General features: G+C 59.4%; 21 protein-coding genes. 14 read left to right on the top strand and 7 right to left on the bottom strand.

The genetic code is table 11. The features are described from left to right. The first annotated feature begins 43 nt into the window (after positions 1–43). Positions 44–1264 carry a peptide antibiotic transporter SbmA gene (gene sbmA / locus ACQUTI_RS12950; protein WP_004204884.1) on the top strand — a complete coding sequence of 407 codons (1221 nt, stop codon included), beginning with the start codon at positions 44–46 and terminating at the stop codon, positions 1262–1264. 18 nt (positions 1265–1282) lie between these two features. After that, entirely contained in the window at positions 1283–2389 is a 1107-nt protein-coding gene (locus tag ACQUTI_RS12945) for a DUF1615 domain-containing protein (RefSeq protein WP_017898945.1), read from the top strand. Here the strand turns inward: ACQUTI_RS12945 and ACQUTI_RS12940 are convergent. Further along, positions 2386–2688, bottom strand: coding sequence for a YaiY family protein (locus ACQUTI_RS12940; RefSeq protein ID WP_017898944.1), 303 nt, complete (start codon positions 2686–2688; stop codon positions 2386–2388). The two genes, ACQUTI_RS12945 and ACQUTI_RS12940, sit on opposite strands and share 4 nt — an antisense overlap. Before the next feature lie 252 nt (positions 2689–2940). Between ACQUTI_RS12940 and ACQUTI_RS12935 the strand changes: the two genes are divergently transcribed. Then, positions 2941–3144, top strand: a complete 204-nt coding sequence (locus tag ACQUTI_RS12935) for a DUF2754 family protein (RefSeq protein ID WP_004204881.1) — start codon at positions 2941–2943, stop codon at positions 3142–3144. 32 nt (positions 3145–3176) lie between these two features. Here ACQUTI_RS12935 and ddlA read toward each other — a convergent pair whose 3' ends face one another. Beyond that, a complete protein-coding gene (gene ddlA / locus ACQUTI_RS12930; protein WP_004204880.1) occupies positions 3177–4274 on the bottom strand; it encodes a D-alanine--D-alanine ligase in 1098 nt (365 codons plus the stop codon). A gap of 99 nt (positions 4275–4373) precedes the next feature. Here ddlA and ACQUTI_RS12925 point away from each other — a divergent pair, with 99 nt between their 5' ends. From ACQUTI_RS12925 to ACQUTI_RS12905, 5 genes are all read left to right on the top strand, one after another. Next, entirely contained in the window at positions 4374–5057 is a 684-nt protein-coding gene (locus tag ACQUTI_RS12925; protein WP_017898943.1) for an extensin family protein, read from the top strand. 169 nt (positions 5058–5226) lie between these two features. Then, the gene (locus ACQUTI_RS12920; protein WP_004204877.1) at positions 5227–6426 is read left to right on the top strand and encodes a multidrug efflux MFS transporter; all 1200 of its coding nucleotides are present in this window, start codon (positions 5227–5229) and stop codon (positions 6424–6426) included. Positions 6427–6727: 301 nt separating this feature from the next. Then, the gene (iraP, locus tag ACQUTI_RS12915) at positions 6728–6988 is read left to right on the top strand and encodes an anti-adapter protein IraP (RefSeq protein WP_004204875.1); all 261 of its coding nucleotides are present in this window, start codon (positions 6728–6730) and stop codon (positions 6986–6988) included. A gap of 89 nt (positions 6989–7077) precedes the next feature. Then, a complete protein-coding gene (phoA, locus tag ACQUTI_RS12910; RefSeq protein WP_428923278.1) occupies positions 7078–8508 on the top strand; it encodes an alkaline phosphatase in 1431 nt (476 codons plus the stop codon). Between the two features lie 91 nt (positions 8509–8599). Next, positions 8600–8917, top strand: coding sequence for a PsiF family protein (locus tag ACQUTI_RS12905; RefSeq protein WP_004204873.1), 318 nt, complete (start codon positions 8600–8602; stop codon positions 8915–8917). Between the two features lie 67 nt (positions 8918–8984). Here ACQUTI_RS12905 and proC read toward each other — a convergent pair whose 3' ends face one another. Then, a complete protein-coding gene (gene proC, locus ACQUTI_RS12900; RefSeq protein ID WP_004204871.1) occupies positions 8985–9794 on the bottom strand; it encodes a pyrroline-5-carboxylate reductase in 810 nt (269 codons plus the stop codon). Positions 9795–9910: 116 nt separating this feature from the next. Here proC and ACQUTI_RS12895 point away from each other — a divergent pair, with 116 nt between their 5' ends. After that, positions 9911–10369 carry a YaiI/YqxD family protein gene (locus tag ACQUTI_RS12895; RefSeq protein WP_004204870.1) on the top strand — a complete coding sequence of 153 codons (459 nt, stop codon included), beginning with the start codon at positions 9911–9913 and terminating at the stop codon, positions 10367–10369. Here ACQUTI_RS12895 and ACQUTI_RS12890 read toward each other — a convergent pair. After that, entirely contained in the window at positions 10366–11067 is a 702-nt protein-coding gene (locus tag ACQUTI_RS12890; RefSeq protein ID WP_114506134.1) for a DUF2076 domain-containing protein, read from the bottom strand. The genes ACQUTI_RS12895 and ACQUTI_RS12890 overlap by 4 nt on opposite strands. Before the next feature lie 329 nt (positions 11068–11396). Between ACQUTI_RS12890 and aroL the strand changes: the two genes are divergently transcribed. The 4 genes from aroL to ppnP all read left to right on the top strand — a co-directional run bounded on the left by aroL (position 11397) and on the right by ppnP (position 13485). Continuing rightward, positions 11397–11930, top strand: a complete 534-nt coding sequence (gene aroL, locus ACQUTI_RS12885; RefSeq protein WP_023319827.1) for a shikimate kinase AroL — start codon at positions 11397–11399, stop codon at positions 11928–11930. A 71-nt stretch (positions 11931–12001) separates the two neighbouring features. Further along, complete coding sequence (locus tag ACQUTI_RS12880; protein ID WP_002890278.1) at positions 12002–12193, top strand: YaiA family protein; 192 nt, start codon at positions 12002–12004, stop codon at positions 12191–12193. A gap of 249 nt (positions 12194–12442) precedes the next feature. Continuing rightward, complete coding sequence (locus tag ACQUTI_RS12875) at positions 12443–13123, top strand: AroM family protein (RefSeq protein ID WP_122543137.1); 681 nt, start codon at positions 12443–12445, stop codon at positions 13121–13123. A 77-nt stretch (positions 13124–13200) separates the two neighbouring features. After that, positions 13201–13485: a pyrimidine/purine nucleoside phosphorylase gene (gene ppnP, locus ACQUTI_RS12870; RefSeq protein ID WP_004204865.1), complete on the top strand. Its 285-nt coding sequence runs from the start codon at positions 13201–13203 to the stop codon at positions 13483–13485. A 72-nt stretch (positions 13486–13557) separates the two neighbouring features. Here ppnP and rdgC read toward each other — a convergent pair whose 3' ends face one another. After that, a complete protein-coding gene (rdgC, locus tag ACQUTI_RS12865) occupies positions 13558–14469 on the bottom strand; it encodes a recombination-associated protein RdgC (protein ID WP_002890285.1) in 912 nt (303 codons plus the stop codon). Positions 14470–14560: 91 nt separating this feature from the next. On the opposite strand from rdgC, the gene mak reads away from it, so the two are divergent. After that, positions 14561–15475 (top strand): fructokinase, encoded by a 915-nt coding sequence (gene mak / locus ACQUTI_RS12860; RefSeq protein WP_048323138.1) that lies wholly within the window; start codon positions 14561–14563, stop codon positions 15473–15475. A 200-nt stretch (positions 15476–15675) separates the two neighbouring features. Here the strand turns inward: mak and sbcC are convergent, their stop codons facing one another. Continuing rightward, positions 15676–18819, bottom strand: a complete 3144-nt coding sequence (gene sbcC / locus ACQUTI_RS12855) for an exonuclease subunit SbcC (RefSeq protein WP_428923277.1) — start codon at positions 18817–18819, stop codon at positions 15676–15678. After that, the gene (sbcD, locus tag ACQUTI_RS12850) at positions 18816–20021 is read right to left on the bottom strand and encodes an exonuclease subunit SbcD (RefSeq protein ID WP_064183759.1); all 1206 of its coding nucleotides are present in this window, start codon (positions 20019–20021) and stop codon (positions 18816–18818) included. Before sbcD ends, sbcC begins: the two co-directional genes overlap by 4 nt. Positions 20022–20187 lie beyond the last annotated feature (166 nt).

The raw sequence follows: 20187 nt of genomic DNA, 5'->3' as shown, positions 1-20187 counted from the left end.
ATACAGCAATAGCAGAACGATAAGAAGTTAGCAGGAGACAATGATGTTTAAATCTTTTTTCCCCAAACCGGGGCCGTTTTTTATTTCTGCCTTTATCTGGTCGCTGCTGGCGGTGATCTTTTGGCAGGCGGGCGGCGGCGACTGGCTGCTGCGGGTCACCGGGGCATCGAAGGATGTGGCGATCAGCGCGGCGCGCTTCTGGTCGCTCAACTATCTGGTGTTCTACGCTTACTATCTGTTTTGCGTCGGCGTGTTTGCGCTGTTCTGGTTTGTCTACTGCCCGCATCGCTGGCAGTACTGGTCGATTCTCGGCACGTCGCTCATCATCTTCGTCACCTGGTTTCTGGTGGAAGTGGGGGTGGCGATCAACGCCTGGTATGCGCCGTTCTATGATCTGATCCAGAGCGCGCTGGCCACCCCGCATAAGGTCAGTATCAACCAGTTTTATCATGAGATCGGCATCTTTCTCGGCATCGCGCTCATCGCGGTGATCATCGGCGTGATGAACAACTTTTTCGTCAGCCACTACGTCTTCCGCTGGCGCACGGCGATGAACGAACACTACATGGCCCACTGGCAGCATCTGCGCCATATCGAAGGCGCCGCGCAGCGTGTGCAGGAAGATACCATGCGCTTTGCCTCCACCCTGGAAGATATGGGCGTAAGCTTTATCAACGCGGTGATGACCCTGATCGCCTTCCTGCCGGTGCTGGTGACGCTCTCCGAACACGTTCCTGACCTGCCCATCGTCGGTCACTTGCCGTATGGCCTGGTGATTGCCGCGATCGTCTGGTCGCTGATGGGGACCGGCCTGCTGGCGGTGGTGGGGATTAAGCTGCCGGGTCTGGAGTTTAAAAACCAGCGCGTGGAAGCGGCCTATCGTAAAGAGCTGGTCTACGGCGAGGACGATGAAACCCGCGCCACGCCGCCGACGGTGCGCGAGCTGTTCAGCGCGGTGCGTCGCAACTATTTCCGTCTCTATTTTCACTATATGTACTTCAATATCGCCCGCATTCTCTATCTGCAGGTGGATAACGTTTTCGGCCTTTTCCTGCTGTTTCCGTCGATCGTTGCCGGTACGATTACCCTCGGGCTGATGACGCAAATTACCAACGTTTTCGGCCAGGTGCGCGGTTCGTTCCAGTACCTGATCAGCTCGTGGACGACGCTGGTGGAACTGATGTCCATCTACAAACGTCTGCGCAGCTTTGAGCGCGAACTGGACGGCAAGCCGCTGCAGGAAGCGATCCCGACATTACGTTAATCAAGACAAGGAAGCAGGATGGCCGCACGTTTATCGCGCATTATACCCGGTTCATTGACGCTGCTGGCGGCCGTGGTGCTCAGCGCCTGTACCAGCCAGCAGGCGCCGGTGCTGAAAGAGGGTGAGAAGCCCGTTGACGTGGCGTCGGTGGTGCGGCAGAAAATGCCCGCCAGCGTCAAGGATCGGGAGGCCTGGGCGCAAGCCATCGCCACCGCCTTTGACAGCCAGAAGCTGGCGCCGACGGAAGAGAACGTCTGCTCGGTGCTGGCGGTCGCGCAGCAGGAGTCCAATTATCAGTCCGATCCGGTGGTGCCGGGGCTGAATAAAATCGCCTGGCAGGAGATCGACCGCCGGGCGGAAAAAATGCACATTCCGCTGTTTCTGGTCCATACCGCGCTGAAGATCACCTCGCCAAACGGCAAAAGCTACAGCGACCGTCTGGACAACGTGAAGACGGAAAAGCAGCTGAGCGCTATTTTTGATGACTTTATCGGGATGGTGCCGATGGGGCAGAAGCTGTTCGGCTCCCTGAACCCGGTGCACACCGGCGGCCCAATGCAGGTCAGCATCGCCTTTGCTGAGCAGCATACCTCCGGCTACCCGTGGAAAATGAACGGTACGGTGCGCCAGGAGGTCTTCAGCCTGCGCGGCGGCCTGTGGTTTGGTACCTATCATCTGCTGAACTACCCGGCCAGCTACAGCGTGCCGTTGTACCGTTTTGCCGACTTTAACGCCGGCTGGTATGCCAGCCGTAACGCCGCCTTCCAGAACGCGGTGGTGAAAGCCAGCGGGGTGAAACTGGCGCTCGACGGCGACCTTATCCGCTATGACAGCGATGAGCCGGGCAGCACCGAGCTGGCGGTACGTCGCCTGGCGGGCCAGCTGGGGATGAGCGACAGCGAGATCCACAGCCAGCTGAAAAAGGGCGACAGCCTGGCGTTTGAGAAGACCGACCTCTATCAACAGGTTTTCCGTCTCGCTGATAAAAAAGCGGGCAAAACCCTGCCGCGGGAGATGTTACCGGGGATCCAGCTTGAGAGTCCGAAAATCACCCGTAATCTGACGACGGCGTGGTTTGCGAAACGGGTCGATGAGCGGCGGGCAAGCTGTATGGCGCGGCGTTAACGGCGCCGACGCCAGCGTACAATGATCGCCAGCAGCCCGATGAACGCGCAGCCGACCAGGAAAGGGATCAGGCCAAAGAGGGTGCCAACGGCGAGACTGATGTCGACCTGCGGACGGCTGGCGTCCTGGGCCTGCATCAGGCGCTCAAACACCCCCGGGGCGTGGATCAGCATGCTGAGCATCTGCGCGCCGGCCCAGCAGCAGATCAGCACGAACAGCCCGTAGGCGACATGGCTGCCGGTCAGCGCCCCTCTTTTTTTATTTCCCAAAAGCGATTTTGAAAAACTGAATTCAGCCATAGGCCCTCCCACCTCTGTACTGCTGGTTTTTTCTCCAGCTCTATGGCAGGTATTCTGGCAGTGCGACGCCGTCGCCAGTATCAGATTGCTGGTAATTGCCCTCCAGGAATAATCCTGTTTTCGCCGTTGTGTTAACCGCGCCACAGGAAGGGAAAAGGGAGACCGGCGTCGCAATCCAGCAACATTCTCCATATCGCTACAGACCGCCGCGGGCGGCTATGCGAAGATGCGTTTTTTGCTGTTGGAGGCCGCATGAAGCTCACTGATAAAATTCGCCGCGACTGGCACTACTACGCGGTGGCGCTGGGGTTAATTTTTATTCTTAATGGCGTGGTGGGGCTGCTGGGGTTTGAGACGCAGGGCTGGCAATCCTACGCCGTCGGTCTGGTCACCTGGGTGATAAGCTTCTGGATTGCGGGCTTTGTGATCCGCCGCCGCCCGGCAGAGGAGGCCTGAGGCCGCCGCTGCCAGGCGGGGTAAAACGCGTTTTAGTTCATGGAGGTTTTCAGCGCCCGGTCCGCGGCATGGCGCTCCAGCGCCAGCTCAATCAGGCGGGTGATCAGACTGGTGTAATCGAGGCCGCTGGCCTGCCACAGCTTCGGATACATACTGATATTGGTGAAGCCCGGCAGGGTGTTGATCTCGTTGATCACCACCTCGTTGTCGGCGGTGAGGAAGACGTCGACGCGGGCCATGCCGCTGCAGCCCAGGGTCTGGTAAGCCTGCACCGCGATAGCGCGGATCTTGTCGTTGATCTCCGGGGCGATAGCGGCCGGGACCACCACCTTCGCGCCCTGGTCGTCGATATACTTGGTGTCGTAAGCGTAAAACTCGCTGTTGAGGACAATTTCACCGCAGGTGCTGGCCTGCGGATGGTCGTTACCCAGCACCGCACACTCAATTTCCCGCCCTTTAATACCTTGCTCCACCACCACTTTATGGTCAAATTCAAAGGCCAGGGCCACCGCCTGATGGTACTGCTCTTCGTTTTTAACTTTGCTGACGCCAACCGACGATCCCTGGTTGGCCGGCTTAACGAACAGCGGCAGGCCCAGCTTCGCTTCGACATCGGCAAAGCTGAACTGCGCGCGGTTGGCGCGGGTCAGGGTGATAAACGGCGCAACGGCGAGACCGGCGTCGCGCAGCAGGCGTTTGGTCACATCTTTGTCCATACAGGCCGCAGAGCCCAGCACATCGGATCCGACGAAAGGCAGATTGGCCATGCGCAGCATCCCCTGCAGGGAACCGTCTTCGCCCAGCGTGCCGTGGACGATGGGGAAAATTACATCGATGGCCGCCAGCGGCTGACCGCTTTCGGCGTTAATCAGTTGCTGCGCCTCGCGGCCCGGGATCTGCGCCAGGGTCACCGTTGAAGGGCGCAGGGCGATGCGGGCAGGATCCTGAGCGTTGAGCAGGTAGTTGCCGGCGTCGTTGATGTGCCATAGCCCCTGTTTATCAATCCCCAACAGAACCACATCGAAGCGTGATTTATCAATCGCTTCCACGATATTCTTCGCTGACTGCAGCGACACTTCATGCTCTGCCGACTTACCGCCAAAAACGATCCCAACCCTCATCTTTGCCATTTCAACTTCCATCCAGATTACATCAAAGGGCATAACATACCATGTGAAACCGCCGCCTGCCTGCCATAATATTTACCTGATCAATTGACGGGAGCGGGCGTGAGAGGAAAGACGCTGCTGGTGCTGGCCGGGCTGCTCGGCGCGGGCCTTGTGGGATATCGCTATCTGCCGCCACACCTGAATCCGCTGGCGCCGCTGGCCCTTGACGATCCCCCGGGCTGGCTGACGTCGTTCAAGCTGCGCAGCCTGACGGCCGACCAGTGCGCCTCCCTGCTGGCGGAGGCCAACCGCCGGCGGCTCATCGCCAGCCAGCCGGTGGCCGACAGCGAGGGCGCCTGCCCGCTGCGTAATGTGGTGCGGGTGGCTAATTTTGGCTCGGTGCAGTTGAGCAGTAGTTTCCTCGCCAGCTGCCCGCTGGCGCTCAGCAGCGCGCTGTACGTCGAGCAGCAGGCGAAGCCGCTAACCCGTCAGCTGATGGCCAGCGATCTGCGCCAGATCGATCATCTCGGCAGCTTCGCCTGCCGCAATATCTACCATCGGGAACAGGCGCGGCGTAGTGAACACGCGACGGCGGATGCCCTTGATGTTAGCGGCTTCCGCCTGACGGACGGCAGACGCATCAGCGTCCTGCAGGGCTGGCGCAGCGATCGCTCTCACCCCTGGCTGGCGGCGCTGTTAAGCAACAGCTGCCCTTACTTCGGCAACGCCCTGGGGCCGGAGTACAACGCGGCGCACGCCAACCATTTTCACTTTGGGATGCGCGGGCAGGGCTTCTGCTTTTGAGCATAAAGCCCTGTGAGCAGCCTGAATGACCAGAAAATGCTTCGTCAGCCTCTCATGCGCAGTCATAAAACACCAAACTCACCGCCAGCGCATCTATGGTAGTACACCAGTGCAATGAAATTGCTAAGCTAGGTAATAATTGGCAAATCATTAATGAATACGCGTAGTTATGGAATCCTGGAAGGTTAATCTTATCTCCGTCTGGTTTGGTTGCTTTTTTACCGGCCTGGCGATCAGTCAAATTCTCCCCTTTTTACCGCTCTACGTCTCCCAGCTGGGCGTCACCTCGCATGAAGCGCTGTCGATGTGGTCGGGGCTGACCTTCAGCGTCACCTTCCTGGTCTCGGCGATCGTCTCGCCGATGTGGGGGAGCCTGGCGGACCGCAAAGGCCGCAAGCTGATGCTGCTGCGCGCCTCGCTGGGAATGGCGATTGCCATTTTACTGCAGGCCTTCGCCACCAATGTCTGGCAGCTGTTTATCCTGCGGGCGATCATGGGCTTAACCTCCGGTTATATCCCTAACGCCATGGCGCTGGTGGCCTCCCAGGTGCCGCGCGAGCGCAGCGGCTGGGCGCTGAGCACCCTGTCGACGGCGCAAATCAGCGGCGTGATCGGCGGGCCGCTGCTGGGCGGCTTCCTGGCGGACCACGTCGGGCTGCGAATGGTCTTTTTTATTACGGCGATCCTGCTGACCATCAGTTTTCTGGTGACCCTGTTTCTGATTAAAGAGGGCGTTCGCCCGCAGGTCAGCAAAAGCGATCGTCTCACCGGGAAACAGGTCTTTGCCTCCTTGCCCTATCCGGGGCTGGTAATCAGCCTCTTTTTCACCACTCTGGTGATCCAGTTGTGCAACGGCTCAATCGGCCCGATTCTGGCGCTGTTTATCAAGTCGATGGCGCCGGACAGCAACAATATCGCTTTTCTGGCCGGGATGATCGCCGCGGTGCCCGGGGTGTCGGCGCTGATCTCTGCGCCACGTCTGGGTAAGCTTGGCGACCGCATCGGCACCTCGCGGATCCTGCTGGCGACGCTCTGCTGCGCGGTGGTGATGTTCTTCGCCATGTCCTTTGTCACCACCCCGCTGCAATTAGGTACGCTGCGTTTTCTGCTCGGCTTTGCCGATGGCGCGATGCTTCCGGCGGTGCAGACCCTGCTGCTGAAATACAGCAGCGACAGCGTCACCGGGCGCATCTTTGGCTATAACCAGTCGTTTATGTATCTTGGCAACGTCGCCGGGCCGCTAATTGGCGCTTCCGTATCAGCGATGGCCGGCTTCCGCTGGGTGTTTATTGCTACCGCCATTATCGTTTTCATTAACCTCTGGCAACTGGCATGGATGCTGCGCCGTACCCGCCGGGCGAATGCCTGAACCTCTGCTGACGGTATTTAACGCAATACCGTCAGCGTTATTCAACGTCGGTCGATTTACCATTACTTTTTGTTATCGCCATTGCGTGAGCGCTATTCCATTTTATTATTTCCGACGTCATTTAGTTATAAACAGACCCGGTTGTGATTAAACAATACTATTTATAGTGGTATTTTGTTGTGGTAAAACGTTTCGCTGTATATTGGGTGTTGCGACGATTCTTATTTTAAGTAATTCTGGGGTCCGTCATCAGGTATGACATCTCAATCGAAAAACAGGCCTCGCATAAGGAACTGGTGCTATGAAGAATCTCATTGCTGAGTTACTGGTTAAACTGGCGCAAAAAGAAGAAGAAGCAAAGGAACTGACGGTGCAGGTTGAAGCGCTGGAGATCGTGGTCACCGCATTATTGCGCCATATGGAGCATGATGCCCAGCAGGCATTGATTCAGGATATTGAGCAGGCGATAGACCAGGTGACGCCTTGTCCGCCGGTCAACGACCAGGATGCCATCCTGCTGCAGCAATATCTAAAGAAGCTGTTGCGGCATCCTCGTAGCTAATCTTTGCGACGCGACAAGGATGCCGTCATTTTTCTGTCATCTCCCTTTTATAAAGTCTCCCACGTTTTGTTTTTTTAAGTATTTTTTACATGGAGATGACAAAAGTGAAATTAAGCGCCCTGTTTATTGCCCTGCTGCCTCTGCTGGGCCCGCCGGTTATTCATGCGGAAACCACGACCGCGCCGGTTCTGGAAAATCGCGCTGCCCAGGGAGATATCACCACTCCCGGCGGCGCGCGTCGTTTAACGGGCGATCAAACCGAAGCGCTGCGCGCCTCGATAATCAATAAGCCGGCCAAAAACATTATCTTGCTGATTGGCGATGGGATGGGCGATTCTGAAATTACCGCTGCGCGAAATTATGCGGAAGGGGCGGGCGGTTTCTTTAAAGGCATTGACGCCCTGCCGTTAACCGGGCAGTACACGCACTATTCGCTGGATAAAAAAACCGGTAAACCGGACTACGTCACCGACTCGGCGGCCTCCGCCACCGCCTGGACCACCGGCGTGAAGACCTATAACGGCGCGCTGGGCGTCGATATTCATGAGAACGCGCATCAGACCATCCTCGAACTGGCGAAAGCGGCGGGACTGGCCACCGGCAACGTTTCCACCGCCGAGCTGCAGGACGCTACCCCCGCGGCGCTGGTGGCGCATGTGACATCGCGTAAATGCTACGGCCCTACGGTTACCAGCGAAAAATGCCCCAGCAATGCGCTGGAGAAAGGGGGCAAAGGCTCCATTACCGAACAGCTGCTGAACGCCCGGCCGGATGTCACCCTGGGCGGCGGCGCGAAGACTTTTGCCGAAACGGCGACGGCGGGCGAGTGGCAGGGCAAAACCCTGCGTGAGCAGGCGGAAGCGCGCGGCTACCAGATTGTGACCGACGCGGCCTCTCTTGCCGCCGCGACGGAAGCCAGCCAGGATAAACCGCTGCTGGGACTGTTCGCCGACGGCAATATGCCGGTACGCTGGGAAGGGCCCAAGGCGTCTTATCACGGTAATATCGATAAGCCGCCGGTAACCTGTACCCCAAACCCGAAACGCGACGCCTCGGTGCCGACGCTGGCGCAGATGACGGAGAAAGCGATTGACCTGCTGAGCCGCCACGAGAAAGGCTTCTTCCTGCAGGTGGAAGGTGCCTCCATCGATAAGCAGGATCATGCGGCGAATCCGTGCGGCCAGATCGGCGAAACGGTTGATCTCGACGAGGCGGTGCAGAAGGCGCTGGAATTTGCCAAAAAAGACGGCAATACCCTGGTGATCGTCACCGCCGACCATGCGCACGCCAGCCAGATCATCCCGGCGGATAGCAAAGCCCCGGGCCTGACTCAGGCTCTGAATACTCGCGATGGCGCAGTGATGGTCATGAGCTACGGCAACTCAGAGGAAGAGTCGATGGAGCACACCGGCACCCAGCTGCGCATTGCGGCCTACGGTCCGCATGCGGCTAACGTCGTCGGCCTGACCGATCAGACCGACCTCTTCTCAACTATGAAAGCTGCCCTGAGTCTGAAATAAGTCGCTGCCGGTGGCGAAATCGCGTCACCGGCTGGTTTTTTTTCTATCTGCGTCCAGACTTACAACGATCCACTCACAGAAGGATGGTGCGATGAAAATAACCTTACTGATGACCCTACTGTTTGGCTTGATCTTTATCAGCGCGGTTGGCGCGGCAGAAAAAACGCCCACTCCTCAGCAGCAAAGGATGACGGACTGCAATCAGCAAGCGTCAGCCAAAACGCTGAAAGGGGAGGAGCGCAAAACCTTTATGAGTCAGTGCCTCAAAAAAGAGACCACGACCTCGCAAGGAAAGCCCCTCACGCCCCAACAGCAGAAGATGAGCGACTGCAACAAAGCGGCTTCGGCAAAATCACTGAAGGGCGATGAACGCAGTACCTTCATGAGTAGCTGCCTGAAGAAAGCCTGAAAAAAAGGGAGCGCACGCGCTCCCTTGTTCTTTGACCTCTCAGGGCTTGCAGCCCGCCAGCTCAGCTTCAGGAGCGGCTCAGCTTCTCTGATTTTTCCATGCACTGGCTGATGGCTTCGATCACCGCGGAGCGGAAGCCTTTTTCTTCCAGCACGCGCACGGCTTCGATGGTGGTCCCGCCAGGAGAGCAGACCATATCTTTCAGCGCTCCCGGATGCTCACCGCTCTCCAGCACCATTTTGGCAGAGCCCATCACCGCCTGCGCGGCGAATTTGTAGGCCTGGGCGCGCGGCATCCCGCCGAGAACGGCGGCATCGGCCATCGCTTCGATAAACATAAAGACATAGGCTGGCGCCGAACCGCTAACGCCCACCACCGGATGGATCATCGGCTCGGCAATTTGCTCCGCCTGGCCAAAGCAGCGGAAAATGGTCAACACTTCGGCCACATCTTCGCTGCTCACCAGCGCGTTTGGCGTAACGGAGGTCATGCCGGCGTTAACCAGCGACGGGGTATTGGGCATCGCGCGAATAATTTTGCGATCGTGGCCGAGCGCGCGCGCCAGCTGGTCAAGCGTGACGCCGGCGGCGATGGAGACCACCAGCGACTCTTTATTCAGGCTGGAGGCGATATCGCCCAGCACTTTGGTCATGATCCCCGGCTTCACCGCGCCGAAGACGATATCGGCAATTTGCGCCACTTCCTGGGCGCTATCGGCGGCGTTGATGCCGTACTGGTCGCGCAGAGCCGCAACCTTGTCCGGCGACGGGGTGTAGACCCAAATTTGTCCCGGCTGTACCTGGCCGCTGGCGATCAGTCCACCCAGAATGGCCTTACCCATATTGCCGCAGCCGATAAAGCCAATTTTCTTATCCATCACCATTCCCCTCTGCTTTTTTCGTTACGATCTGATTAGCTTATCATCCTGGCGCTTTCATGGGGGAGAAAAGCAGGTAACATTGGCGACACTTATTGCAGGTAACAGGAGCTGGCATGGCCATTTGGGTGGATGCAGACGCGTGTCCGAACGTGATTAAAGAGATATTGTTCCGCGCGGCAGAGCGGACCCAGACGCCGCTGACGCTGGTGGCGAACCAGCCGCTGCGCGTACCGCCGTCGCGTTTCATCCGCACCCTGCGGGTTGAGCAGGGTTTTGACGTGGCGGATAACGAAATCGTCCGTCAGTGCGCGGCGGGGGATTTAGTGATCACCGCCGATATTCCGCTGGCTGCGGAGGTGCTGGCGAAGGGCGGGGCGGCGCTCAATCCGCGCGGAGAGCGCTACAGCGAAGCGACGATCCGCGAGCGGTTGACGATGCGGGATTTTATGGAGACATTACGGGCCAGCGGCGTTCAGACCGGCGGCCCGGATAGTTTATCGCAGCGCGATCGGCAACAGTTTGCCGCCGAGCTGGAGAAGTGGTTGCTGGCGGTTAAACGTCAGCAGGGTTAAACCCAACTGTCGTCATCGCTGCCAATATCATCATCGCCAAAGCCGGCGTCGAAGTCGTCGTTCCAGGTGTTGTCGGCAAGGAACTGATCGTCTCCCTGACGGAACGGATCGTCACCCGCGGCGGCGTCCTGTGCGGCGGGGGCGTCAGCATCAGGCTGCGGCTTCTCTTCGATGATATTCACAATCTCCTGCGGGTGCGAGCCGCTGAACATATTGGTCAGCATATTGCCCAGCACCACCCCGCCCGCAACGCCTGCGGCCGTCTGCAGCGCGCCCGCCATAAAGCCGCCGCCGCGTGCGGCAGCCTGCGGGGCATAGCTCTGCTGCTGCTGTGGGGCATACTGCGGCTGTGAGCTGGCCTGCGGGCGACCGTATTGCTCCGCGCCCGGGATCGGGTCAGAACCGCGTGACGAGCCGCCGCCGCCAAACAGGCCGGAGAGGAAACCGCCGCTGCTGGGCTTCGCCGCCTGCAGCTGGCTGACCTGGCTCTCCAGCGCCTGGATGCGATCGTTGAGCTGTTTAATCGCGGCTTCCTGGATAAGGATGGTTTGCGCCATATAGTAGGGGGCCGCCGGCTGCGCGCTCACGTGTTGGGCAATCCGCTCCTCGGCGCTGGCATCGCGCGATGCACTGTGCGCCTCAGCCTCTTTCAGCCGGGAAAACAGTCCATCAATAAGGCGTTGTTCTTCAGATTGCATGTTACATTCCTCTGTCACACTGTCGAATAGGCATCAGGGTGCGTCTGAAACACGATGTTGTAAATATGTTGCTTCGTAAAGCTATGCATAAATGTGTTACCGTTTACGCCAGCAGTGGATAAAAAATAACGCCAGGCAGAAAAGTAAAGCTGGTTAAACACCAAATGCAATGATAAGTTTACATTAAGAGCCCTTTGTCTCACTGCGGTGATGGGGTGTAAAGAAGTTGTGTAACGTTTTCTTTACGACTACGTTGCGGAACAGACAGCGATAATACGTTCTTTCGTTTTCCTTTTTTTGCGACAGACGGAACCAGGGGGTCTTCGGTTATGACACAGCCAATCTTTCTCATCGGGCCACGCGGCTGCGGTAAAACCACCGTCGGCCATGCGCTGGCGCGAGCGCGACATTTTCAGTTCTCCGATACCGATCATCGGCTGCAGGCCCATGAGCAGCGGACGGTGGCGGAGATCGTGCAGGCGGAAGGGTGGGCGCGCTTTCGCGAGCTGGAGACCCTGTCGCTGAAGGCCGTGACCCTGCCGAATACGGTGATCGCCACCGGCGGCGGCATCATCCTGGCGGAATGTAACCGTCAGTTTATGCGGGAGAATGGCGTGGTGATTTATCTTCAGGCGTCGGTGTCGGCGCTGATTGACCGTCTGGAAGCCTACCCGAAAGCCGAACAACGGCCGACGCTCACCGGGAAACCGGTGCGTGAGGAAGTGGGCGAGGTGCTGGCGCAGCGTGAAGCGTTATACCGTGATGCTGCCCATCATATTGTCGATGCTACAGCCTCCCCGGATCGGGTGGTGGAGCAAATTATGACCATGCTGTGCGGCGCGACGGCAGCTCCGGTAAGTTAAGAATTTACTTACATTAAGGCGGCGAGGGGCGCCTATACTTGATAGTTCTGATACCGGAAGAAGGAAGAACTATGCCAAACAGACCCCCATATCCGAGAGAAGCGCGCGTGGTTGCGGTAGAGAAAGGTCCTCAGGGTCAGACGGTGACCTGGTATCAACTCCGCGCGGACTATCCTGAGCCCGATTCGCTAATCAGCGAACATCCTACCGAGCAGGAAGCCGTGGATGCCAAGCGGCGTTATGAAGATCCCGACAAGTCTTAACCCCTGAGCCCGGATTGCCTGTCCTGCGGGCAATATCGGGCGTATCTCACATTTTTTATTTATCAGTCGTACTAATGAATTTCTAACACACGGATTTTTCAGGCACGCCGCCGCCGCCCGGTAAACTTTACATTCAACCGCGGCGTGGAGCTGCTACGCTTCACGACGGTTGATTTTTACTCACCAGGGGGGCGAATGCTGTGTGTGGTAAGCCTGTGTTGAAGCAGTGGTAGTGAAAAGGTACATGATATGAGTAGTGCAACGATGGCAATTTTGACCATCGGCGTTGTGCCGCTGGCGGGAGTATTACCGCTCCTGACCGAACATATCAGGGAAGAACAGATCGCTCACATTAGCCTGCTGGGCGAGATGACGCGTGACGACGTGATGGCAGAGTACGCCGTGGGTGACGGCGAACAGGGTCTGTTGACCTTGCTCAGCGATAACCAGCTGGTGATGGTGTCGCGACAAAAAATTGAATGTGATGTTCGCAGCGTGATCGCCATGCTGGATCGACAGCATTTTGATGTGATCCTGCTGCTCAGCTCCGAACAGCTGACCGGTTTTACCACCCACCACGCGATCCTCCTCGAGCCGCAGCGGATCATTCCGCCGCTGGTGGCGTCGATCGTCGATGGGCACCAGGTCGGGGTGATCGTGCCGGTGGAAGAGATCATGCCCATGCAGCGACAAAAGTGGCATTCACTGGAGAAGTCACCGTACTACGCGCTGGCCAACCCGTTTACCGGTAGCGACAGTGAGCTGTTAACCGCCGGTAAAGCGCTGCTGGAGCAGGGGGCCGACGTGCTGGTCCTCGACTGTCTCGGTTACTATCAGCATCATCGCGATGTGTTACAAAAAGCCCTTGATGTCCCGGTTTTGCTGTCGAATGTGCTGGTTTCCCGACTGGCGGCAGAACTATTAGTCTAATGTGTTAATTTCACGTGACAGGGGCAAGGAGCGCCCCCTATATTGAGCCTTTCAACGACGATCAGAAGGGCTTGTTTATGCTTCAAAGCAATGAATACTTTGACGGAAAAGTGAAATCCATTGGCTTCACCAGCAGCAGTACCGGTCGCGCCAGCGTTGGCGTGATGGCGGAAGGGGAATACACCTTTGGTACGGCGCAGCCGGAAGAGATGACGGTGGTCAGCGGGGCGCTGAATGTCCTGCTGCCGGGTGAGACTGAGTGGAAAGTTTACGCCGCCGGCGAAGCCTTCAATGTGCCAGGCAACAGCGAATTCCATCTGCAGGTGGCTGAGCCAACCTCCTATCTGTGCCGCTATCTGTAAGTCAGCGTAACGCCCGGCGCTTGCCGCCGGGTTGTATTTTTCTTTCCTGCCAGGCAGGAAAGAAAGCGGCGCTTAGCGCTGCGCTTCGCCGCCGAGCCCTTCCACCAGGCTTTGGATCAGGGCAGCCAGTTCGCCGGTCATTAAGATAAAGTCGGCGTCAAAGCGCTGGGCGAAATCTTCCCGATCGATATCTTCGTTTTGGTCGCGTAATTCATCGCAGAACTTGAGGCGCTTAATTGACGCGTCGTCGCAGATCACAAACTGAATACGCTGCTGCCAGTCCAGCGCCAGCTTGGTGACGACCTTCCCGGCCTCAATGTGCACAGCGATTTCGTCGCTGACCAGATCCTGCTTCTTGGCGCGGATCACGCCGCCATCTTCCAGCATCGCTTTCAGCTCGGCTTCGTCCAGCAGCTGGAAGCCCTGCGCTACGGTGCCGGAGCGGACCCACTCGGTCAGCGTCAGCTCGATCGGATTCTCCAGGGTCAGCGGCACCACCGGCAGCGAGCCGAGGGTTTTACGCAGCAGGGCCAGGGTATCTTCCGCTTTCTTCGCGCTGGCGCAGTCCACCATGATCAGGCCGTTGACGGTGTCGATCCACATCATCGTCTGGCTGAAGCGGCTGAAGGCGCGCGGCAGCAGCGAGTGCAGCACTTCATCTTTCAGGGAATCTTTCTCAGTCTTCTTCAGCTTGCGCCCCTGATCGGCTTCGAGCTTCTGGATCTTCGCCTCCAGCGCCTGCTTGATCACCGGCGACGGCAGGATCTTTTCTTCTTTACGCGCGCAGATAATGATCTGGCCGTTCGCCGTATGCGTCAGCGCGTCGCTGTGCGATCCCATCGGCGATACCCAACCGGTTTTCGCCATATCCTGGCTGCCACAAGGGGTAAATGTCAGCTCGGCCAGCTGTTTTTCCATCTCCTCGGCGCGCAATTCGATATCGCGGCTGAGACGGTAAACCATTAAATTTTTGAACCACAGCATGATAATTTCCACGGCTTTGTCGTTAAATCAGGCGGGCATGATAGCGAATTGTCGCTATGCTTGCATTGTTAATCGGGGTGAGGAGCTGAGCGTGCGTATTGGTATTGATTTAGGTGGTACAAAAACCGAAGTGATAGCCCTGAGCGACCAGGGAGAGCAGCTGTTTCGCCATCGGTTACCCACGCCGCGGGAGGATTACCGGCAAACCATCGAGACTATCGCTACCCTGGTGGCGATGGCCGAGCAGGCGACCGGACAGCGTGGCACCGTGGGGATGGGGATCCCGGGCTCGATTTCGCCCTATACCGGGGTAGTGAAAAACGCCAACTCGACCTGGCTCAACGGTCAGCCCTTTGACAAGGACCTCAGCCTGCGCCTTGACCGTGAAGTCCGGCTGGCTAACGACGCCAACTGTCTGGCGGTGTCGGAAGCGGTGGACGGCGCGGCGGCGGGGGCGCACACGGTGTTCGCGGTGATCATCGGCACCGGCTGCGGCGCGGGCGTAGCGCTTAACGGGCGGGCGCATATCGGCGGCAACGGTAACGCCGGCGAGTGGGGACATAACCCATTGCCGTGGATGAACGACGATGAGCTGCGCTACCGTGCGGAAGTGCCTTGCTACTGCGGTAAACAGGGGTGTATCGAAACCTTTATCTCCGGCACCGGCTTTGCCACTGACTATCAGCGGCTGAGCGGCAAGGGGTTAAGCGGCAGCGAGATTATGCGCCTGGTGGGGGAAGGTGACGAAAAAGCCGAACTGGCGCTGAGCCGCTATGAACAGCGGCTGGCGAAATCGCTCGCCCACGTGGTCAACATCCTCGATCCGGACGTCATCGTGCTGGGCGGCGGGATGAGCAACGTCGAGCGGCTGTATCAGACGGTGCCGGACCTGGTAAAACAGTGGGTCTTTGGCGGCGAGTGTGAAACGCCGATCCGTAAAGCGATGCACGGCGACTCCAGTGGAGTACGCGGCGCGGCATGGCTGTGGCCGCTGCAGGGGACCTGAACCACTCCCCCTCACCCCGGCCCTCTCCCGGAGGGAGAGGGGGAAGGCGGCGTCGGTGGTTGGGGGTGTGGCAGGAACCCCCGGTCTCTTGCGGGGAGAGGGGTAATCGCAACAGCGTACGAAACGGAAAACCAGCGCCGGACGGTTCCCTCTCCCCAGTGAGAGGGTTAGGGTGAGGGAACATCGCAATGACTCAGACCTCACTCCACCGCAAACGCTCTATCCAGCCGACTGTAGCCCAGACCATTTATCTTCTTCACTTTGATCTGCACCGGAATGCGTTCTTTCATCGCCTCCACGTGGCTGATCACCCCGATAATCTTGCCGCTGGCGTTGAGCGCATCCAGCGCGTCCAGCGCCGTGTCCAGCGTTTCGCTGTCGAGGGTGCCGAAGCCTTCATCAAGAAACAGAGAGTCAATCCGCGTCTTATGGCTCACCAGGTCTGACAGCGCCAGGGCCAGCGCCAGGCTGACGAGGAAACTTTCGCCGCCGGAGAGGGTGCGGGTGTCGCGCACGGCGTCGGCCTGCCAGGTATCGACCACCTCCAGCTCCAGCGCTTCGCTGGCTTTGCGCTGCAGCAGATAGCGCCCGTGCAGGCGGTTAAGCTGCTGGTTTGCCAGCCAGACCAGATTATCCAGCGTCAGCCCCTGGGCGAATTTGCGGAACCGATCGCCGGTGCTGGAGCCGATCAGCGAGTTGAGATAGCCCCAGTCATCCGCCAGCTGCGCCGCCTCTGCAATCTGCCGCCCCAGCGCCTGCTGATGCTGACGGCTCTCTGCGTCCTGCCTGAGCTGCTGGCGGATCTCGCCCTGGCGGGTGGTGTTGTCCCGCAGCCGCTGGGCCAGGTCGTGCAGCTGAGTTTGCAGGGCGGGGATGTCCGCGTCCGTCCCGTGCGGACGCAGCGCCAGGTGCGCCTGCTGCTGCCGGGTCGCCTGCTCGCAGAGCGCCGTCGCCTGCTGAAGCTGCTGCTCCAGCGTCTGTTTTAACTGCGTCAGCCGCTGGGCGGTCTCATCGTCCAGCAGCGCGGCGAGAAACGCCTGCCGATCGTTAAAGCGGCTGGCGGTCAGGGCGGCGGTAAATTGCGCCTGCGACTGGTCCAGGCGCGCCTTCTCTTCGGTCTCCAGCTGCTGCTGGGCGACAAGCTGGCTGTGCAACGCCAGGCACTCTTCGTGGATCGCGCGCCAGTTGTCGGGGATCGCCGGTTCCGCTTCAGCTTCAGCCTCTGCCTCGTCGCTGGCTGGCAGCGTCTCCAGCAGCGGCTGCAGGGCGGCAATCTGCTCCTGAATGGCGCCATGCCGGGTCTGTTGCGCCTGCCACTGGGCAAATTCGCTTTCGCGAGCGTTCAGCCAGGCGGATTCTGTCCCTTCTTCCGGTAGGGTCAGCGTCAGGGCCTGCAGGGCGCTCTCCAGCCCCTGGCGCGTGGCCGTCAGCTGCTGCAGAGCCTGGCGCTCCAGCGCCTCCTGATCGTTGAGCTGGCTCTGCAGCATCAGGCGCTGGCTGAGCTGGTAGAGCTGTTGCTCGTAGCGCTCCTGCTCCTGGATCCAGTCGTTTATCTCTTGCGCAATATCCCGCGTGACCTGCAGAGAGGCGCAGGTTTCCTGCCACGCTTTAGTGAGCGCTTGCTCTTCCTCAGCGAGCCGCCCGGCCGCTTCGGTCTCACGCTGGAGCTGCTGCGTCAGGGCGTTGACCTGCCCGAGGATCAGCAGACCTTCTTCTTTTAGCGCGGCGACCTCTTTTTCCAGCGCATCGCGGCGGCGCTGATTATCCGTGACTGTTAGCGAAGCGTATTGCTCAATCGCTGGATGTTCACAGGAGCCGCACAGCGGGCAGGGCTTACCCGCCTCAAGCCGGGCGCGGTAATCTTCCAGATCTTTAATTGTTTCTTCCCGCTGGCAGAGCGCTTTCAGGTCGAGATAGTGCTGGTTTTTGTCTTTGTACTGCGCCCGGCGTTGCGCCAGGGTAGCATTGAGTTTTGCCTGCTCCGCCTGCGCCTGCTGTACGCTTTCGGCGTTCTGGCGCAGACGCTTGCGCAGCAGCTGATGCTGTTCATGCAGGGAGAGCAGCCGCTGGCGCAGCGGTCGCGACTGGGTTTGCTGCGCTATCGCCGCCGCAACGTCATCGGCGCTCAGCGACAGAGGGCTGGCCGGCAGCGCGGTCAGCTTCTGGCGCAGCGCGGCCAGGCGGCTGGTCTGGGCCGTCAGCTGCTGTTTATCCCGCGTTAGCTGCGAAAATTGCGCCCGCCAGCCGGCAATCTCCTGGCCCCACAAGCGGAATCGCTCATGGGCCGCCAGCCACTGCGCCAGATCGGTCAGTTCAGCCTGCCGCTGCTGCTGAGCGTGCAGGGCGCTGCGGCGGATGCGCGCGCGCAGCGCCGTGCTGGCAAGTAAGCGAGCATTTACTTCATTGATTCGCTGGCGGGTTTGCTCCAGGCCTGCCGCGTGCTCCTGATGGCGCTCCCACAGGGGGCGCAGCTGGGCGGCGGGCTGGGCCAGCTCAAGCTTCGCCAGCGCCGGCGCGGCGTCGGCCAGCGCCTGGCGGGCCTGCTCCTGGCCGCTGACCGCCTGCTGCTGCTGCTGCGCCAGCTCGTCGCGGCGCGTTAGCCACTGGAACTGCCGCTGCTGGTTTTGCTGCTGCGCCAGCAGGGCTTTCTCTTCGTCAGTAAGCACCTGCAAACTTTCCTGCAGCGCCTGCTGCTGGGCCTCCGTCAGCAGGACGATGCCCGCCGCCTGGGCTTCGAACTTCTCCAGCGTATGGCGAGCGGCTTTGTGCTGCTCATAGACCATCGCCGAAATCTGACCGTAGATTTCCGTGCCTGTCAGCTCCTCAAGCAGCTCCGCGCGATCGCTCGGCTTCGCGTTCAGGAAGGCGGCAAATTGTCCCTGGGAGAGCAGCATCGAGCGGGTGAAGCGGCCATAGTCGAGGCCGGTGAGCGTCGCGGTTTGCTCCAGCTTATCCGAGACCTTATCGGCGAGGATTTTGCCGTCGGCGCAGCGCGCCAGCTCGACGCGGGGCGCCTGCAGGTTGCCATCCGGCTGGTTACGCGCCCGGTTCTGGCTCCAGAAGGCGCGGTAGGCGATGCCCTTCACTTCAAACTCCACCTCCGCCAGACACTCGGCGGTATCGCGGGTCATCAGGTCGTTTTGCGACTGGGAGACTTTATTCAGGCGCGGCGTTTCGTGGTAAAGCGCGAGGCAAATGGCGTCGAGCAGGGTGGTTTTCCCGGCGCCGGTGGCGCCGGTAATGGCGAACAGGCCGTTGCTGGCGAACGGCTCGGCGGTAAAGTCTATCTTCCATTCCCCTTTCAGGGAGTTAAGGTTTTTCAGACGCAGACTGAGGATTTTCATGCGTTTTCGTCCTCCGCGGTGAGCGTATGCAGCGTATGGGCGAACAGCTCGTGCAGCCGGGCGCGCTTCTCATCGTCAATCTCGGTCAGCGCCAGCCGGCGCTCGAACACCTCTTCCACCTTCAGTTCGCTGAGGGTCTCCCGCTGGGCGTTGAGCAGTATTTTCTCGCGCTGCTCGCGGCTGCGGCGCACCAGCAATACTTCCACCGGCAGATCCTCCGTCAGCGCCTGAATTTGACGCTGAATATCGTGCAGGTACTCCTCGGTGGTGATTTCGATATCCAGCCACACCGGCGGGTCCTGTTCAACGCCGCGCCACTGCTCCAGCTGGGCGGTGATGGCGGCCAGATCGCCTTTGATGACCGCCAGCGGCTGGGTGACGGGCACCTCGAGGGTTTCCACGGCGCTGAGTCGCCCATCGCTAAAGCTCACCAGATGCACCGATTTCGCTTTGCCGGTTTCATCAAAGCTCAGCGGCAGCGGCGAGCCGCTGTAGCGGATGTGCTCGCAGCCGCCGACCACCTGCGCCCGGTGAATATGGCCCAGCGCAATGTAGTCGGCAGGGGGGAAGTGCTGCGCCGGGAAGGCATCCAGCGTGCCGATATAAATGTCGCGAACGGCATCGCTTTTGCTGGCGCCGACGGTGGTCAGATGGCCGCTGGCAATGACGGGCAGCGGGCGATCGCCGCGCAGCGCGCAGGCCTGATGATACTGTTCCTGATAATAGTCGCTGATGGCGTGCAGCAGTTGCTGCTGTTTTTCCCGACCGGAGTGGCCGGCCTGGCTGATGACCAGCTCGCGCGGGCGTAAAAACGGCACCGGGCAGAAGATAGCCCCAGGGGTGCCGTCGCGCCGCGGCAGCTCAATGGGCGGGCAGCCGGCGTTCGCCACGACGGTGGTGTGTAAAAAGGCGAGGATATCGCGGGATTCATTGAGCATCGCCACCGAATCGTGGTTGCCCGCCAGCACCACCAGGCGACAGCCGGTCTGCTGCAACTGGACGACAAAGCGGTTATACAGTTCGCGAGCGTAGCTCGGCGGCGATCCGGTATCAAAAATATCGCCGGCTACGATGATGGCGTCGACTTCATGCTCCTGCGCGCGGGCCAGCAGCCAGGTCAGGAAGGCGTCATGTTCGGCCGCACGGCTTTTGCTGTAAAAATTCTGGCCCAGGTGCCAGTCGGAGGTGTGAAGGATGCGCATAAATCTTCCCTAGCGAAAAAAGCATGAGCGGCAGTATACCATTTGTCGGAGAGGGGTAAGTCCGCGTCATGCTTCAAAATACCCGATCATCAGACGGTCATTTTTTTCATAAATCTGTCACAAAAGTGACGCATAATGACGCCGCACTTCTATACTGATGGCTAAA

The organism is Klebsiella sp. 7-CIP_Kleb. (assembly GCF_050378655.1).
In the GTDB taxonomy this organism is placed as follows: Bacteria; Pseudomonadota; Gammaproteobacteria; order Enterobacterales; family Enterobacteriaceae; genus Klebsiella; species Klebsiella quasipneumoniae.
The sequence above is the reverse complement of the archived record's forward strand: the minus strand, read 5'-3'. Positions and strand labels throughout refer to the sequence as shown.